An 18,727-nucleotide genomic window follows, 5' to 3' on the forward strand; every position below is an offset into this window, starting at 1 on the left:
CCCGAACGGCCCCCCTGACAGGCACCATCTCATATCTGAGATAACCTCAACCTCATGGCAGACGACTACCTCGTACGCATCGGCAAGCTCATCCGTGACGCCCGGCAACACCGAGGCTGGACACAGACGCAGCTCGCGGAGGCGCTCGGCACCAGTCAGAGCGCGGTCAACCGCATCGAGCGCGGGAACCAGAACATCAGCCTTGAGATGATCGCCCGCATCGGCGAGGCCCTGGACAGCGAGATCGTGTCACTGGGTTACGCGGGCCCGATGCATCTGCGCGTGGTCGGCGGTCGTCGTCTGTCCGGCGCCATCGACGTGAAGACGAGCAAGAACGCCTGCGTGGCGCTGTTGTGCGCCTCGCTGCTCAACAAGGGCCGCACGGTGCTGCGCCGGGTGGCTCGCATCGAGGAGGTGTACCGCCTGCTGGAGGTGCTCAACTCCATCGGCGTGCGCACCCGCTGGATCAACGACGGCGTCGACCTGGAACTGGTGCCGCCGGCCGAGCTGGAGATGGCGGCGATCGACGCGGAGGCCGCCGTACGCACCCGCTCGATCATCATGTTCTTCGGCCCGCTGCTGCACCGCATGGACCACTTCAAGCTGCCGTACGCCGGCGGCTGCGACCTCGGCACGCGGACCATCGAGCCGCACATGATCGCGCTGCGCCGGTTCGGCCTGGACATCGCGGCCACCGAGGGCCAGTACCACGCGCAGGTCGACCGCACGGTCCTGCCCGACCGGCCGATCGTGCTGACCGAGCGCGGCGACACCGTGACCGAGAACGCGCTGCTGGCCGCCGCCCGGCACGACGGCGTGACGGTCATCCGCAACGCCTCCTCCAACTACATGGTCCAGGACCTGTGCTTCTTCCTGGAGGCGCTGGGCGTCAAGGTCGAGGGCATCGGCACCACCACACTGACCGTGCACGGCGTGCCGAACATCGACGCCGACGTGGACTACTCCCCCTCCGAGGACCCGGTCGAGGCGATGAGCCTGCTGGCCGCCGCCGTGGTGACGGAGTCCGAACTGACCGTGCGCCGCGTCCCCATCGAGTTCCTGGAGATCGAACTGGCGGTCCTGGAGGAGATGGGCCTCGACCACGACCGGTCGCCCGAGTACTTCGCGGACAACGGCCGTACGCGGCTGGTGGACCTGACCGTCCGCCCCTCCAAGCTCGAAGCCCCGATCGACAAGATCCACCCCATGCCCTTTCCGGGCCTGAACATCGACAACGTCCCGTTCTTCGCGGCGATCGCGGCCGTCGCACAGGGCAAGACGCTCATCCACGACTGGGTCTACGACAACCGCGCGATCTACCTCACCGACCTCAACCGCCTCGGCGGCCGTCTCCAGCTCCTCGACCCGCACCGGGTCCTGGTCGAGGGCCCGACCCGCTGGCGCGCCGCCGAGATGATGTGCCCGCCGGCCCTGCGCCCCGCCGTGGTCGTGCTGCTGGCGATGATGGCGGCCGAGGGCACGTCGGTGCTGCGCAACGTGTACGTCATCAACCGGGGTTACGAGGATCTCGCCGAGCGCCTGAACTCGATCGGGGCGCAGATCGAGATCTTCCGGGACATCTGACACCCCTCCGGATGAGTGCCGCCGCACCCATTCCGACCAGCACGAACACAGGTCGGGGCAGATGCGGCGGCGTCTCCGGGATTCCTCAGGGACTTCCGGCCTCGATCGAAGTGCTCCAAGTCGGCCACGGCCGGCCAAAGTCGAATGCGCGCTCAGGAATCGCCGTCAGGGCGGTTCGGCAACCATCTCGACGCCTGTTCGCGGCTGACACGGTCCGCGTCCACGTACCACTGGCGGCGCCGACTGTCCCACCGCGCACCGAGCAAGCTCTTCGCCTCGTCCTTCTCGGCGTAGGGAACGTTCAGGTAGAGCCGGCTCCCACTGCGCGCCGCGGCCGGATCCTCTGACGGTCGAGAGGCCCTTGGATTCCATGCGGCGCGCTCCTTGCGTGCACGCTCGATCACGCGTCCCACCCGTTGGCATGCGGCGGGGTCCGTGAGGCGCATCATCAGATCCGTCGGGCCCGCGTTCGCCAGCAAGTTGAGCGAACCGTGCCACAGCACTGCGGCATCGAGAATGAGCACCTTCTCGTGCATGCGTTCACGGAACTCCACCTGGCATCCGGCCGCTCGCAGTTCCTGGACCAGTGCGCGGACGCGTTCCACAGCTGCGTCCGAGGACTGCTCCTCCGGCGGCCGTGTGCGGACGGTCACACTGATTCCGTCCGCCACTCGCTTGGCCAGCCGCGTCGACCAGTCCCGCACGGGCCGTGGATCGAGGAAGGGGCAGTAGACCTCGATGCTGCGCTTGGCCCGGTCGATGTCCCACCTCACGGCGCGAGGCACCTCGTCGGCCGGAAAGAACGCCGGCCGGGCGAGTTCTTCCTCGGACAGCGACGCAAGTTGCGCGGCCTCACGCACGGGGATGAGCTGGTCGACGGAGATGCACTGGGCGTGTGCTTCGAGGTGGTCGAGCATCCGTCGCGCTTCGCTCGTCGCCGACAGGTGCTGCCGCAGATGCTCGACGTCCGCGATGACGATGAGGTGGTCCTGCGCCCGGCTGAGCGCGACGTTGAGCAAACGGCAGGTGTTCGAGGACAGCCCAGCACCCTGGAAGAAGTAGCCGGGCTGGGCGCCGGCCCCTGCCGTCGTATCCAGGATGACGACGGGTCGCTGGCTGCCCTGGAAGCGGTGCACAGTGTCGACCAGGCCCTCGAACTGTTCACCGAAACGGTAGCCGAGGCTGCTCTTGAGCGCCTGGACCTGCCTGCGATACGGGGCGATCACGGCGAGGCGGTCGGTTGCCCTCTCCCCGACCGGCATGTCGTCCCACTTGCGGCCGGGCAGCACGCCCTCGTACTGAAGTCCGCGGACGAGTTCGTGCACGGCGGCCTCATGAACGGTGTTGGTCTGGTGATCGCGCCCACGGATGCGCTGACGCGAGGTGTCGACGAGGATCAGTGGCGCGTCGACCAATCCGTTGAAGGGAATGCGGGAGCCGTCGTCGCGGCCCGTCTTCAGTGGCGCGTCCGGATACGCGACGGTGTTGACGAGGTCGCAGATCGCGCTGCGCATGCGGTACTGGGTGTCGAGTGCGACGAGCCGCGCATCCGGCATCACCGATCCGCCCGCGCTCACCAGCCCAGCGCTGTGGAACACGTCCCGCGCCGTCCACTGCCGAGCGTGCTCCCGCTCAGCCTCCGTTGCCTTGCGGTCGCCGTCCCCCTTCGTCACCGCCGGCAGCTGGCGGAAGTCCCCGGCGAACACGATCCGCTTCCCTGCCAGTCCGGCGGCGTACCAGGCGGACGGCAGATTCACCATCCCGGCCTCATCGACGACGACCACGTCCACTCGGTCGAGGAGTTTGCGCACCTGCACGGCCATGGTGACCGTCGCGCCGAGGACCCGGCACTTCGAGCGCACGGTCTCCTTGATCTTCCGGCGCTGTTCCTCCAGTTCGCCGATCTGCTGCTGGAGGTGCTCGGCCTGGGACAGCAGGGTCGAGCGGGCGGGCAGCCCGGAGAGCTTCGGCTGTTCGGCCGCGAGTGCCCCGTCCAGCCTCTCCACCTCGACCGCTGCCCGGCGCACGTCTCGTTCCGCCGCCGCCCGGTCTGTCGACGCCTGCTGGACGTCGATGCGTGCCTGGCGGAGAGCGGCCTGCGCCTTGTCGAGCTGTGCCTGTTTGCGTCCTGCGAAGAGGCCGCTCGGGGCTCCTGTCTTCCTGATCACTTCCTCTTGGGCGGCTATGACGGATCGAGCGGTGTTCTGGGCGTGTATGTGGCCCGTCCGCCTGTTGCCCGCATCGGTCTGCGCACGCCGCGCAGCGGCGAGCTCCGTACGGAGGCCGTCCACCCTGTCATGGGCGGCGATGCCCTCTCGGGTATGCCGTAACGCCGTTGCGAGCTGCCCGAGAGACTCGTCGAGGTGGGCGCTCAGTCGCGCCGCGATCCGTTGGGCGTCGACCTGGTCGCCGTACTTGTCCCGCAGAGAGGCGACGGCGATGTCCCCTGCTCGCTGCACAAGCCCACCGTCGAACCCCTCCTCTCCCGAAAGCAGCTCACATATGCGTTCCAGAGCCTGGTCCACGGCGACATTGGTGGGAGCCAGGAAGAGCACCGAATGCCCCTGGCGGTAGCACCCTTCGACGATGTGCCCGACGACATCGGTCTTTCCCGTCCCGGGCGGGCCCCACAGGAACAGCACCTCACCATCCAGTGCGTGTTCCACCGCCTGACGCTGACGAGCATTGAGTTTGAGAGATGCCCAGTTCGCCACCCATCGGGCGGCGGCTCCTGCACCTCTTCCCAGCTGTGGAGCACCTTGTCCGAGAGCCCAGGCCGCGCGATCCACCCTGACCGGGTGATTCGGCTGCCCCACCGTCTCCAGCCGTTCCACAAGAACGCGCCAGGGGGCCGCATCGTCCTCCCGGATCTGCACATGGGAGGGCGTTGCTCCGAGGTCCGCCCCGGTCGCGACGCGGACCTTCCCCTCAGGCATGCGCGACACCTCCGCCGGTGTCCACGCGCCCGTCGAACGCGACGCACGCACAAGCGCAGCCTTGCCGTCGAGTCCGTCCAGCCACTTCTTACAGTCGAACAGGTACTCGTTCCTGCCGTCGGCACTGGACACCCTGCGCCCCGCCGAGAGCGAGACCTTGCTGCCGTCCTTGCCATCGCTGCGCAGCTCTGCGGCGACTTCCAAGCGTGCCGCCGCCAGCAGCTCCTTCACTGGATAAGGCAGTCTCGCGGCCTCGTTCAATCCCGCCCCCTGTTGCCCCCGCAGACCGGGCCTCCCATGAGGCCTGCACCGAGATGGACGACTCTAAGCACGGCGAACAGAGGAGCGAGGCTTTCCGGCCACGGCACAGGAGAGGCATGAACTTCCGTTGACATCGTCAACACGAAGGTGTGATGCTCGTCAACGGGTGAAGGTATACGCTCCCTACGCAATGTACCCACCTTGTATGCGACGGGTGAGACGGGGAGGGCCAGTGAGCCAGGAGACGGTCGACGGACGGTTCCGGATCACGGGGATCGTCGGGCGCGGAAACATGGGGGAAGTACACCGCGCCGAAGACCTCCAGGCCGCTCCGGACTCCCCGCACCGGGAGGTCGCGGTCAAGACCGTGCTGCGCGCCCGGACCGGAGTCGCCGTCGACGCGTCGGGGTCGAACAAGGAGATCGACCGTTTCCGCCGCGAGGTGCGGATCATGCGCATGCTCTCCCAGGGCCACCCGAACCTCACCCTGCTGATAGACGGCGGTGTGGACCGGACGCCGGGCGGCAGCGGCCTGCCCTACCTGGCCATGGAGTTGCTGGACGGTCATCCGCTCGCGGACCTCATCGACGAGGAGCCCCAGCTGCCGGTCTCCTGGGCCGCCGCCGTCGGGGCGCAGATAGCCGCCGGTCTCACCGCCGCCCACACCGCCGGGGTCGTCCACCGCGATCTGAAGCCGGCCAACGCGATGCTGACCCGCGACGGCACGGTCAAGGTCCTCGACTTCGGCATGGGTTCGGTCGTCGACGATCCCGACCAGACGCGGCTGACCAGCACGGGCGTCAGTGTCGGCACGGCCCGCTACATGGCACCCGAGCAGTTCCGGGCCGAGCGTGTCTCCGCTTCGGCCGACCTCTACGCACTCGGCTGCATCCTGTACGAGCTGCTGCTCGGACGGCCGCCGTTCTCCGCCAGGACCCCGTACGAGCTGTCCGAACAGCACCAGCACGAGGACCCGCCGAAGCTGACCCTGGTGCGCCCCGACCTGCCCGCCGAGCTGGTCCGGCTGGTGGACCGCCTCCTGGAGAAGGACGCCGAGAACCGGCCCGAGAACGCCGCCCAGGTACGCGAGGCGCTGATCCCGCTCGCGCTCGCGCCGGACGACACGGCCGCCCTGCTGGCTCCGCACTGGCAGGCGATGGACCCCGTGGCACGGCTGCGTGCCCTGCTCCCCGAGCCTGCCCCGGCCGCCCCCGCACCGGTGCCGCGCAGAGAGCCGCGTCTGCCCGAGGCGATGGACGTCTTCGGTATCCATGCCGACCTGATCAGCGAGTACGAGGACTTCACCAAGAGCGCGACGGTGATCCGGGACGCCCGCATCGACGGCTTCGTCGCGGACGACCTGCGGGCGAAGTCGCAGTGGCCCGACCCCTGGCTGTCCCTGAATCCGTTCTTCGCCGACGGCGGCCAGGTCACCGACCTCGTGCGGGACGGCGTGCTGCACCCGAAGTGCGCGGAGATCTTCCAGGCCGGCAAGAAGGAGACCTCGCCGCGCCCCGACGGCCGGCCCCTCACCTTCCACCTCCACCAGCGACAGGCGATCGAGGCCGCGCAGGCGGGCGACTCCTATGTGCTCACGACGGGCACCGGTTCCGGCAAGTCGCTGTCGTACATCGTCCCGATCGTGCACCACGTGCTGAAGGAGCGTCAGGAGGCTGGTCCGGACGCGGGTGGCCGGGTGCGGGCCATCGTCGTCTACCCGATGAACGCGCTGGCCAACTCACAGTTGGGTGAGCTGGAGAAGTATTTGCGCCATGGCTTCGGGAAGGGCCGGGAGCCGGTCACCTTCGCCCGTTACACCGGTCAGGAGTCCACCGAGGAGCGCCGTGAGCTGCGCAAGAACCCGCCGGACATCCTGCTGACCAACTACGTGATGCTGGAGCTGATGCTGACCCGGCCGGACGACCGATCCAGCCTGATCCGCATGGCGGAGGGGCTGCAGTTCCTCGTCTTCGACGAGCTGCACACCTACCGGGGCCGACAGGGCGCGGACGTGGCGTTCCTGATCCGCCGGGTGCGCGAGGCCTGCCGCGCCTCCGCGACTCTCCAGTGCATCGGCACCTCGGCGACCATGTCCACCGAGGGCTCCTGGGAGGACCAGCGGCGTGAGGTGGCCAGGGTCGCGGGCCGGCTGTTCGGTACGACGGTGCTGCCCAAGCGGGTCATCGGCGAGACCCTGATCCGGGCGACCGAGGAAGCCCCCGATTCCGTGCCCGCCGAGCGGCTGCGGGTCCCGGCGGCGCCGCGCTCGTACGAGGCGCTGACGAAGGACCCGCTGGCCCGCTGGGTGGAGTCCCGGTTCGGTCTGGAGCGCGAGCAGGACACGGGGCGCCTTCGCCGCTGCGCGCCGGGCACCGTCGAGGAGGCGGCCGCCGAATTGGCCGACGAGTCGGGGGTGGCCGAGGAGAGCGCGCGCGAGGCGATCCGGACGACGCTGGAGGCAGGTGCGCAGGCCAAGCATCCGGTGACGGAGCGGCCGCTGTTCGCGTTCCGGCTGCACCAGTTCCTCTCCAAGGGCGACACCGTCTACACGACGCTCGAGGACCCGCTCACCCGGCCCCTGACCCGCACCTATCAGCTGGAGCAGCCGGACAGCGACGGCAAGCCGCTGTTCCCGCTGGCTTTCTGCCGCGAGTGCGGCCAGGAATATCTGACGGTCTGGCGCGCCGAGGACGGCGGCTCGTTCCGGTACGAGCCGCGCCGGGACACCTCCGCCTCCGGGGGCCGCGAGGGCGAGGGCTACCTCTACCTGGGCATGCCCGGTGAGGACTACGAGTGGCCGGCCGATCCGCAGAAGGCCGTGGACGACCGGCGGTTGCCGGAGTCGTGGCTGGAGCGGGACGCGCAGGATGTGACGGTCGTCAAGAAGTCCTACAGGCCCCGGTTGCCCAAGCGTGTCGTCGTGGACGCCCACGGGAACGAGTCGGGCGAGGGGCTGGTGGCGGCCTTCGTCCCGGCACCGTTCCTGTTCTGCGTGCACTGTCAGGTCTCCTACGAGCAGACCCGCGGCCGGGACTTCGCCAAGCTGGCCACCCTGGATCAGGAGGGACGTTCCTCGGCGACCTCGCTGATCTCCGCGTCGATCGTGAAGTCCCTGCGGGCGGTGCCGGAGGAGAGCCTGGGCAAGGAGGCGCGCAAGCTCCTCACCTTCGTCGACAACCGGCAGGACGCCTCACTGCAGGCCGGGCATTTCAACGACTTCGCCCAGGTGACCCAGTTGCGTGGCGCCCTCTACCAGGCCGCGGTGCGCGCCGGTGAGGAGGGCCTGAGCCACGACGAACTCGCCGAGGCCGTCACCGAGGTGATGGGCCTGACGCCCCGCGAGTTCGCGGCGGGCGCCAACCTGGCTCCGTCCATGGAGCGTCGGGCCGTGAAGGCCTTCCGTGATGTCGTGGGATATCGCCTCTACCGCGACCTGGAGCGCGGCTGGCGCATCACGATGCCGAACCTGGAGCAGACGGGGCTGCTGCGGATCGACTACGAGGACCTGGGCGTCATCGCCGCCGACCGCGAACGCTGGCAGTCCGCGCACGCCGCGCTGCGCGACGCCGATCCGGCACTGCGCGAGGAGATCGCCCGGACGCTGCTCGACTTCATGCGGCGTGCCCTCGCCATCGATGTGCAGTACTTCCGCGACGACTTCGACACCTTGCAGCGGGCGAGCGAGGAGCGACTGACCGGGCCGTGGGTACTTGGCGAGAGCGACCGGCCCGCCGTCGGCACCGCCTACCCGTACGGCTCGCGGCCGGGCATGGAGCGGACCGCTCAGTTCCTGTCCGCCCGCGGCAAGTTCGGCAAGTATCTGCGGCGCAACATGCCCGACCTGCGCGACGTCCACCTGGACGACGTCCAGAAGGTCATCGAGGACCTTTTGATCGTGCTGCGCGACGCGTACCTGGTGTGCGAGGTGGACGCGACCCCCGAGCAGTCCGGTCCGGCCTACCGCCGCCGCGCGGGTCAGAAGCGCACCGGTTACCGGGTGTCGGCGGCCGCGCTGATCTGGCGGGCCGGGACCGGTGAGCGGGGCGCCGTCGATCCCCTGGCGCGCACCTACACCAGCGGCGAGGGCCCGCGGGTCAACCCGTTCTTCCGCGACCTGTACCGGACCGCGGCCGCCGAGCTGGCCGGCCTGTTCGCACGGGAACACACCGCGCAGGTCACTCCAGAGGACCGGCTGGAGCGCGAGAGGCTGTTCCGCGACGCCGAACTGCCCCTGCTGTACTGCTCGCCGACGATGGAGCTGGGCGTGGACATCTCCTCGCTCAACGCCGTGCTGATGCGCAATGTGCCGCCGACCCCCGCGAACTACGCGCAGCGATCGGGCCGGGCGGGCCGATCCGGACAGCCCGCCTTGGTGACGACGTACTGCGCGACGGGCAACAGCCACGACCAGTACTACTTCCGCCGCTCTCAGGACATGGTGTCGGGCCAGGTGGCCCCGCCGCGTCTGGACCTGGCCAACGAGGACCTGGTCCGCTCCCATCTCCAGGGCATATGGCTGGCGGAGACCGGCATGAAGCTCGGCACCGCGATCCCGGACGTCGTCGACGTCGCCTACGACCCCGAAGGCGACGACCGCCCCGATCCGCAGATGCCGCTGCCGCTCCGTCCCGACTTCCTCAGCCACTCTCTGGACGAGGATGCCCGCAGGCGCGCGGCCGCCACCGCCCGTACCGTCCTCGCCCCGCTGATCGCGGACTTCGAGTCGACCACCTGGTGGTACGACGAGTGGATCGAGGACCGGATCGAGCGGGCACCGCAGGAGTTCGACGCCGCTTTCGAGCGGTGGCGTGACCTGTTCCGGGCGGCCGTCATCGACCAGTACGAGCAGAACAAGCGCGTCGTCGACCACACCCTCTCCCCCGGCGAGCAGAGCCGGGCCCGCTCGCGCCGCCGGGAGGCGGAGACGCAGACGAACCTGCTGCTCAACCGCTCCGTCGACAGCAAGTCGGTGATGAGCGACTTCAATCCGTACCGCTATCTGGCGTCCGAGGGGTTCCTGCCCGGCTACAGCTTCCCCCGGCTGCCGCTGGCCGCGTACATCCCGCGCTCGGGCAATCGCCGCAACGCCGACGGCGACTATCTGCAGCGTCCCCGGTTCCTCGCGATCCGCGAGTTCGGCCCCGGTGCGCTCATCTACCACGAGGGTGCCCGCTACCAGGTCACCCGGGTGCAGCTGCCGCCGGACGCCTCGGGCGACCTGGCGACGGCGGAGGCCAGGCGCTGCGACGGCTGCGGCTACCACTACGCCGTCAAGCCCGGCGCCGACAAGTGCACGATGTGCGGGGCGGAGCTGGGCAGCAAGCGCACCGGACTGCTCCACCTGCACACCGTGTACACCACGCCGCGCGAGCGGATCTCCTCCGACGAGGAGGAGCGCCGCCGGGCCGGCTTCCGCCTGGAGACCTCGTACGCGTTCCAGGACCACGGTGCCCGTAAGGGACGCCTCACTTCGCACGTCACCGACGCCTCGGGCGCGCCCGTCCTCGACCTGGACTACGGCGACTCCGCGACCGTCCGCATCACCAACCTCGGCCGCGTGCGCGACAAGGGCGAGCACGACGGCTACTGGCTGGACCTGGGCGACGGCCGCTGGCTCAACGACCGGGCCGCCGCGGACGCCATCGAGGGCACCGGCATGCCGGTGGTCGACGAGGACGGCAACGAGAAGCGCCGCAAGAAGCGGGTCCTGCCCTTCGTGGAGGACCGCCGCAACATCCTCGTGGTCACCCTTGAGGAGCCGCTGCCCGAGCCGGTGGCGTGGTCGTTCCTGTACGCGCTGGAGCGGGGCATCGAGGCGGCGTTCGAGCTGGAGGACTCCGAACTCACCGCGGAGCTGCTGCCGCCGGACGAAGGCCCGCGCCGCCACATGCTGTTCACGGAGGCCGCCGAGGGCGGCGCCGGTGTGCTGCGCCGGATCCAGCACGACAAGGACGCCCTCGCCAAGGCCGCCCGGACCGCGCTGGAGATCTGCCACTTCGACCCGGACACCGGCGAGGACCAGGGTGGTCCGGCGGACGGCGAGAAGTGTGCCCGCGGCTGCTACGCCTGTCTGCTGACCTACGCCAACCAGACGCACCACCGCCAGCTGAGCCGGCTCGCGGCCCGACCGCTGCTGGTTCAGCTGGCCGACGCCCGTACCGAGCGGGAGGACCGCGGCGAGTCCCGCAGCGAACGGTTCCGCAGGCTCGCCCCCGCGAGCGCCTCGCCCCGGAGCGCCTCGCCGACCACGGTGGAGGCGGATCTGGCGGCCCTGGTCGCGCAAGGCGATCTGCTGGGATGGCTGAGGGCGAAGGGCTACCGGCTGCCGGACGAGGCCGGCGTCCTCGTCCCGGAGGCCGGGGCCTGCCCGGACCTCGTCTTCCGTCTGGACGGTGCCAACCTCGCAGTGTTCGTCGACGTCGTCGGCCACCCGGCCGACTCCACGCGTGACATCGAGGCCGGATATCGCCTGGAGGAGGCCGGCTGGGACGTCCTGCGCTTCCCGGCGGACGCGGACTGGGACGCCATCGCGGAACTCAATGCCGCCTACTTCCACCTCCGTTGATCGCCTCGCCCCCTCTCTCGACCTCTAGGAACTGAGACATCCCATGAGCCTCACGTACACAGCCGGCTCGCTGGTCGCCGCCCGTGGCCGGGAATGGGTGGTGCTGCCCGAGAGCGCCGCCGACATGCTGGTGCTGCGCCCGCTGGGCGGGAGCGAGGACGACATCGCGGCCGTCTTCCCCGCCTTCGAGGACGTGCGTCCCGCCGAGTTCGCGGCGCCGAGCCCGGCCGACCTGGGCGACCAGCGTGCCGCCGGTCTGCTGCGCACCGCGCTGCGCATCGGGTTCCGGTCGGGTGCGGGCCCGTTCCGCTCCCTGGCGTCGATCGCGGTGGAACCCCGCGCCTACCAGCTGGTCCCGCTGCTGATGGCGCTACGGCAGCGCACCGTGCGGCTGCTGATCTCGGACGACGTCGGTATCGGCAAGACGGTCGAGGCGGGCCTGATCGCCAAGGAGCTCCTGGCTCAGGGCGAGGCGACCCGGCTGGCCGTGCTGTGCTCCCCGGCACTGGCCGAGCAGTGGCAGGGCGAGCTGCGGGAGAAGTTCGGCATCGACGCCGAACTGGTCCTGGCCTCCACGGTGTCGCGCCTGGAGCGCGGTCTGGAACTGGGCCAGTCCCTGTTCGACAAGCACCCGTTCACGATTATCTCGACGGACTTCATCAAGTCGACCCGGCACCGCGAGGACTTCGTACGGCACTGCCCGGACCTGGTGATCGTCGACGAGGCCCACACGTGCGTGGCCGCCGACGACGCGGCGCAGGGTGCCGCGTCGTCGGCTTCGAACCAGCTCCGCTACGAGCTGCTGCGCAGGGTCTCCTCCGACGCGGACCGACACCTGCTGCTGCTGACCGCGACCCCGCACTCCGGTAAGGAGTCCGCGTTCCGCAATCTGCTCGGCCTGGTGCGGCCCGAACTGGCGCACCTCGACCTGGAGTCGGCGGCGGGCCGGGCACGGCTGGCCGAACACTTCGTCGCCCGCAAACGCGCGGACGTGCGCGAATATCTCACCAAGGAGGACGGTCTCGCCGACGACTCCCTGGCCGAGCGGACCGCGTTCCCGTCCGACCGCTGGACGAGGGACGAGAAGTATCGGCTCACCCCCGCCTACCGGGCGCTGCTCGACGACGCCATCGCCTATGCCAGGGACCGTGTCCGGGCGGCGGACGCGCAGGGCAGGCGGGAGGCGCGTATCGCCTGGTGGTCAGTGATCGCGCTGCTGCGCTCGATGGTTTCCTCGCCGGCGGCCGCCGCGCAGACCCTGAAGACCCGATCCGAGTCCGCCACGGCCCGCACCGCGCACGAGGCGGACGTGCTGGGCGCCCCGGTGGCCTCCGACTCCGCGGACAACGACCGGCTGGAGGGCATGGACGTCGCGCCGGGCGCCGCCGAGACGGAGGATGCGGGCGCCCGTCTGCTCGATCTCGCCCAGCGGGCCGCGCAGTTGGTGGGACCGGCCGAGGACGCGAAGCTGAAGGCGCTCACCGGGCACCTGAAGAAGCTGATCGCGGAGGGCTACCACCCGATCGTCTTCTGCCGGTACATCCCCACCGCCGAGTACCTCGCCGAGCAGCTCGACGGCAAGCTCGGCAAGAAGACGAAGATCGCCGCGGTGACCGGCACCCTCTCCCCGCAGCAGCGTCTGGAGCGCATCGAGCTGCTCGCCGCCGAGTCCGCCGAGGACGGCGACCCGGCCGCGCGCCGCGTTCTGATCGCCACCGACTGCCTCTCCGAGGGTGTCAACCTCCAGCACCACTTCGACGCCGTCGTCCACTACGACCTGGCCTGGAACCCGACCCGCCACGACCAGCGTGAGGGCCGCGTCGACCGCTACGGCCAAAAGCGCGACCAGGTCCGGGTCATCACCATGTTCGGCGAGGACAACGGCATCGACGGCAAGGTCCTGGAGGTGCTGTTCCAGAAGCACCGGCAGATCAAGAAGGACCTGGGCATCTCCGTCTCCGTCCCCGACGAGACCGCCTCCGGCGTCACCGACGCCGTGGTGGAGTGGCTGCTGCTGCACGGACGGCAGGGCAGCCAGGAGAGCCTGTTCGAGCTGGACACCCACCAGGAGTCCTTCGAGCGCATCGAGCGCGAGTGGAACTCGGCCGCCGAGCGGGAGAAGACCTCCCGCTCCAAGTACGCCCAGCGTGCCATCCACCCGGAGGAGGTGGCCCGCGAGGTCGCCGCCGTACGGGCCGCGCTCGGCGGCGCCGACGAGGTCCGCGGTTTCGCCCTGGAGGCGCTGCGCGACCTGGACGCCCTGGTCCTCGAACCACGCGACGGCAACGGCGACTTCACCGCGCAGGCCGGCGGCGCCCCCGCCGGTCTGCGCGACGCGCTCGCCGCCACGCTCGGCGGACGGCTGATCGAGGAGGACCGGCAGATCCCGTTCCGTACGACACCGGCGATCGGCCGCGGTGAGGCCGCCCTGGTGCGCACCGACCCGGCGATCGGCGCCATCGCCTCGTACGTCCTGGACTCGGCGCTCGACGCGAACACCCCCGGCCCCCGCCCGGCCCGCCGCTGCGGTGTGGTCACCACGGACGCGGTCGGCATCCGCACGACGCTCCTGCTGGTCCGCTACCGCTTCCACCTCACCCTGCCGTCCCGCACGGGCGAGCGGCAGGTGGTGGCGGAGGACGCCCGGCTGCTCGCCTACGAGGGCATGCCGGCGCGCGCCCGCTGGCTGGACGACGACAAGGCCGCCGCGCTCCTCTCCGCTCGGGCCAGTGCCAACACCCACGAGCAGCTCGCCCGCAACCAGATCACCCGCGCCCTGGACGGTCTGCCGGACCTGTCCGCGCACCTCACCGAGTACGGCACACGCCTGGCCGCCGAACTCGACGCCTCGCACCGCCGGGTGCGCAAGGCCAACGAGGAGATCGTCCGTGGCCTGAAGGTCGTCCCGCAGGAGCCCGCCGACGTCCTCGGTGTGTACGTCTACCTGCCGCAGCAGCCCGTTTCCACCGTCACCGGAGCCGAAGCCTGATGCCCGCCGCCACCCGCACCGCCCTGGCCTTCACCGCCGTCACCACGGTCGGCGGCCTGCTCCCCGCCGACATGCTGCTGCGCATCGCCGAGGCGCGGAACCTGCCGGGCACCAAGTCCGCCGACTACGGCCTGCCCGCCTCGGTCCCCGTGCGCGACGAGGCCGAACGCGCCTGGGAGTACCTCAAGCCCCTCTGGCGCGACCTGCGCGCGGCCCTGCCCTCCGACCCTGTGACCGGAGCGCCCGCCGCCGACCCGACCGGCCGGGCCGGCACCGACTGGCTCTCCCAGCTGTTCCGCAAGCTGGACTTCGGTGCGCTGACGGAGGTCGGCGGGGCGGGCATCGCGGCCGACTCCGACCCGGAGAAGCGCTTCCCGGTGTCCCACCGCCACGGCCCGGCGCTGGTTCATTTGTTGCCGTGGAACCAGGAGCTGGACAAGCGACCGGCCCCCGGCCAGGTACCGGCCCAGTCCATGCTCCAGGACTGCCTCAACCGCACCGAGGCCCACCTGTGGGCGGTCCTCACCAACGGCCGCCACCTGCGTCTGCTGCGCGACTCGTCGTCCTTCTCCACCGCGGCCTACGTCGACTTCGACCTGGAAGCCATCTTCGACGGCGAGCTGTTCAGCGAGTTCGTGCTGCTGTACAGCTTGCTGCACGCGTCGCGGTTCGCGGTGGCGGAGGGGGCGGCGGCTTCGGCGTGCTGGCTGGAGAAGTGGCGTGCGGAGGCTGTCACTTCGGGGGCGCGGGCCCTGGATCAGCTGCGGCTGGGGGTGCAGAACGCGCTGACCGTGCTCGGTACGGGGTTCCTTCGGCATCCGGAGAATGTCCGGCTGCGGGAGAACACCGACCCGAAGGCGCTTCGGGATGCGTTGTTGCGTTTGGTGTACCGACTGCTGTTCGTCTTCGTCGCCGAGGACCGGGAGGCCCTGCTCGACCCGGAGGCCGACGAGCGGCAACGGGAGGCGTACGAGCGCTACTTCTCCTCTGCCCGGTTGCGTGAGCGGGCCCGGCGGCGTCAGGGCACGGCTCATGGTGACCAGTACGAGGCTCTGCGGATCGTCCTCGACGCCCTGGGTACGGAGGGTGGTCGTCAGGAGCTGGGCCTGCCGGGCCTCGGTGGCCTGTTCTCCCACAAGGAGGCCGACGCGCCGCTCGACGGCCTGAAGCTGTCCAATGAGTCGCTACTCGCTGCCGTCCGACACCTGGCCCAGGTTCGTGACCCGGGCGCGCGGCGCTGGCGCGCGGTCGACTACCGCCACCTGGACGCCGAGGAACTGGGCTCGGTCTACGAGTCCCTGCTGGAGCTGGAGCCGAAGCATTCGGCGACGGACCGCAACTTCGAGCTGATCGAGGTGGCGGGCAACAGCCGTAAGACGACGGGTAGTTACTACACCCCGTCTTCGCTGATCGAGTGCCTGCTGGACACGACGCTCGACCCCGTCATAGACGACGCCGTCAAGCGGGGCGAGCAGCGGGCCACCGAGGCTGGCCGCCCCGACCCGGCCGATGACATCGTCGACGAGCTGTTGTCTTTGACAATCTGTGACCCTGCCTGTGGGTCGGGGCACTTTCTGGTCGCGTCGGCCCGCCGCATCGCCAAGCGGGTCGCGTCCGTACGTGAGCGCAACCCTGAGCCGACGGTCGACGCCATGCGTCACGCGTTGCATGAGGTCGTCGCACGCTGCATCTACGGCGTCGACCTCAACCCCATGGCTGTGGAGCTGGCCAAGGTCTCGCTGTGGATCGAGGCCATGGAGCCCGGCAAGCCGCTCGGCTTCCTGGACGCCCATGTCAAGCACGGGAATGGCCTGATCGGCTCGACGCCCAAGCTGCTGGCTGAGGGTGTCCCGGACGACGCCTTCAAGCCGATCGAGGGTGACGACCGGAAGTACGCGGCCGGACTCGTAAAGCGCAACAAGGCCCAGCGGGGCGGGCAGGATGAGCTTCTGTTCGATGCGGAACCCCTGCCGGGGAACGAGCAGTACGCCGCCGAACTCGCTCGGATCACCGCTGCACCCGCGGATTCCCTGAAGCAGGTGCGGGCGCAGGAGTCTGCATACCGGGCTTACTCGGAGTCGGCTGCCTATGTGCACGACCTGCATGCCGCCGACGCATGGTGCGCCGCGTTTGTTTGGCCCAAGCACGAGGGTGCGCCGGAGGCGCCTACCGACCAGGTGTTTCGTGCGCTGCGGGGTCGTGACCAGTTGGCTGTGCCGGATGCCACGCATGCCGAGATCCTGCGGCTGCGGCGCCAGTACCGCTTCTTCCACTGGCACCTGGAGTTTCCGGAGGTCTTTTTCGTTCCAGAGTCGGGCGTTGGGGTTCAGCGGGGTACGGGCTGGGCTGGCGGGTTCGACGCGGTAGTGGGAAATCCGCCGTGGGACAGTGTGAACCTTCCGGAGACCGAGTTCTTCGCGGTGCGTGCTCCGGAGATCGCAGCGACCAACAACACGGCTGCCCGCAAGAAGAAGATCCGGGAACTCAAGGACAACCCGGACACCGCCCAGTTGTACAGCGACTACGAGTCTGCCAAGCGCAAGGTCTACGGCGAGAGTCACTTCTGGCGCGCTTCAAGCCGCTACCCCCTGACCGGACAGGGAAATCTCAATCTCTACGCACTATTCGCCGAGGGCGACCGTATCCTCACCTCTACTCGCGGGCGCACTGGCGTCATCATCCCGACCGGTATCGCGACAGACGCACGTACGCAGTACTTCTTCAAGGATCTGGTCACCAAAGGCCATCTTACGGCCATCTATGGCTTCGAAAATGAGGAACGGATCTTCCCTGCCGTTCATCATGACCGGCCGTTCCTCCTGTTCTGCATGCAGGGCTCCGGCTCCCCGGACACCCCCATCTCCATCGCTTTCCGAGTCCGCCAGGTCGAACAGATCGCCGAGCGTTCCTACACCCTGTCTGGCCGTGACATCCAGCTCCTTAACCCGAACACCGGCACCTGCCCTGTCTTCCGCAGCCGCCGTGACGCCGAGATCACCCTCGGCATCTACCGCCGCGTCCCGGTCCTGAATGACGAGACGAAGGAGCCTGACGGCAATCCCTGGGGGTTGTCGTTCATGACGATGTTCCACATGTCGCATGAGTCACACCTCTTCCGCCCCAACGCCCAGAGCGGCGAGACCTTCGATGATCTCCTCAACAGTGGCTGGCATCTCGACGGCAATGTCCTAATCCGCGGCGCCGAACGGCTGCTCCCTCTTTACGAGGCGAAGATGCTCCACCACTACGACCATCGCTTCTCCACTTATGAGAACGCCACGGAGAAGCAACTGGCAGTGGGCACTCTCCCCCGCCTCACCCTGGATCAACACCAAGACGCATCTGCTCTGCCTCTTCCTCGGTATTGGGTCCCGGAACAGGATGTGCCGACAGGTAAGTTCGACAAGACCGGCGAGGAGATCAAGGAAGCTGGCGTCACCACGCGCCTGGCCAGGAGGAGGTGGGACCGGGATTGGCTGCTTGGATGGCGGGACATCACGAACACGGGCAATGAGCGGACAATGATCGACTTCACTTTTCCACGAGTCGCCGTGCCGGACGGCACCCTGCTCATGCTGCCCCATGCGGATCCAGTCGATGGGCTCTTGGCATGCCTTTCTTCCTTCGTTCTCGACTTCACTGCACGCCAGAAGGTCGGCGGTACCCATCTCAAGTTCTTCACGGTCTACCAACTACCAGTCATCGCACCCGAACAAGTCATTCCCCACTCTGGCTTCATCACCCCTCATGTCCTCGAACTCACCTACACCGCACACGACATGAGAGCGTTCGCCCGCGACCTCGGCGACGTCGGCGCTCCTTTCCTCTGGGACGAGGACCGCCGCGCCGTCATCCGCGCCGAGCTAGACGCCCTCTTCTTCCACCTCTACGGCATCACCCGCGACGACACGGCCTACATCCTGGACACCTTCAACGTCACCCGCGACAACGACATCAAGGCGCACGGCGAGTACCGCACCAAGAACCTGATCCTCGCCGAATACGACCGCATGGCCGCCGCCGGCCTCACCCTGGAGAACCCGCTGACCGAGGGCGAGTCCGGCACCTACCGCTCCACCCTCACCCCGCCCCCCGGCCAGGGTCCCCGCCACGCCTGATCCCACCGAGGAACCGAACACCCCGTGGTACGTCGAAGCCAGACCAGCAACCCGCGCTCGGCCGTCGTCTTGACGTCGGGCGCGGACTGGGGGACGCGTGCCGCCGGGCAACGCCGGGGCAACGGGGCCGAGTTCCCGATGCCCCGGCGGCAGGCGGCGAAAGTCAAGGCGTTGCAGCAGTCTCTCGGGCTGATACGCACGGCGATCAACGCCAAGCGCTGGGCCCAGGCGCGCTACATGCTCAGCCGCGCCCGGGCCCTGGTCAACGCTCTGC

5 protein-coding genes are annotated in these 18,727 nt (G+C 69.2%); 4 read left to right on the forward strand and 1 reads right to left on the reverse strand.

Annotation, left to right across the window (positions count from 1 at the left end):
- Positions 1-54: 54 nt before the first annotated feature.
- Positions 55-1,584, forward strand: a complete 1,530-nt coding sequence (locus tag ACWGJ5_RS13505; protein ID WP_453309892.1) for a helix-turn-helix domain-containing protein — start codon at positions 55-57, stop codon at positions 1,582-1,584.
- 152 nt (positions 1,585-1,736) lie between these two features.
- Here the strand turns inward: ACWGJ5_RS13505 and ACWGJ5_RS13510 are convergent, their stop codons facing one another.
- Entirely contained in the window at positions 1,737-4,751 is a 3,015-nt protein-coding gene (locus tag ACWGJ5_RS13510) for an AAA domain-containing protein (RefSeq protein ID WP_453309893.1), read from the reverse strand.
- A 262-nt stretch (positions 4,752-5,013) separates the two neighbouring features.
- On the opposite strand from ACWGJ5_RS13510, the gene ACWGJ5_RS13515 reads away from it, so the two are divergent.
- From ACWGJ5_RS13515 to ACWGJ5_RS13525, 3 genes are read left to right on the forward strand one after another with little or no spacing between them, the layout of a single operon-like run.
- Positions 5,014-11,346 (forward strand): protein kinase domain-containing protein, encoded by a 6,333-nt coding sequence (locus tag ACWGJ5_RS13515; RefSeq protein ID WP_453309894.1) that lies wholly within the window; start codon positions 5,014-5,016, stop codon positions 11,344-11,346.
- Between the two features lie 43 nt (positions 11,347-11,389).
- The gene (locus tag ACWGJ5_RS13520) at positions 11,390-14,335 is read left to right on the forward strand and encodes a helicase-related protein (protein ID WP_453309895.1); all 2,946 of its coding nucleotides are present in this window, start codon (positions 11,390-11,392) and stop codon (positions 14,333-14,335) included.
- Positions 14,335-18,453: an Eco57I restriction-modification methylase domain-containing protein gene (locus ACWGJ5_RS13525; RefSeq protein ID WP_453309896.1), complete on the forward strand. Its 4,119-nt coding sequence runs from the start codon at positions 14,335-14,337 to the stop codon at positions 18,451-18,453. Before ACWGJ5_RS13520 ends, ACWGJ5_RS13525 begins: the two co-directional genes overlap by 1 nt.
- The last annotated feature ends 274 nt before the right edge of the window (positions 18,454-18,727 follow it).

The sequence above is a fragment of the Streptomyces sp. NPDC054783 genome (genome assembly GCF_053611725.1).

Bases quoted from the DNA above. Each gene is read 5' to 3' on its own strand.
- ACWGJ5_RS13520 (WP_453309895.1), top strand. From the start codon at position 11,390: ATGAGCCTCACGTACACAGCCGGCTCGCTGGTCGCCGCCCGTGGCCGG.
- ACWGJ5_RS13505 (WP_453309892.1), top strand. From the start codon at position 55: ATGGCAGACGACTACCTCGTACGCATCGGCAAGCTCATCCGTGACGCC.
- ACWGJ5_RS13525 (WP_453309896.1), top strand. From the start codon at position 14,335: ATGCCCGCCGCCACCCGCACCGCCCTGGCCTTCACCGCCGTCACCACG.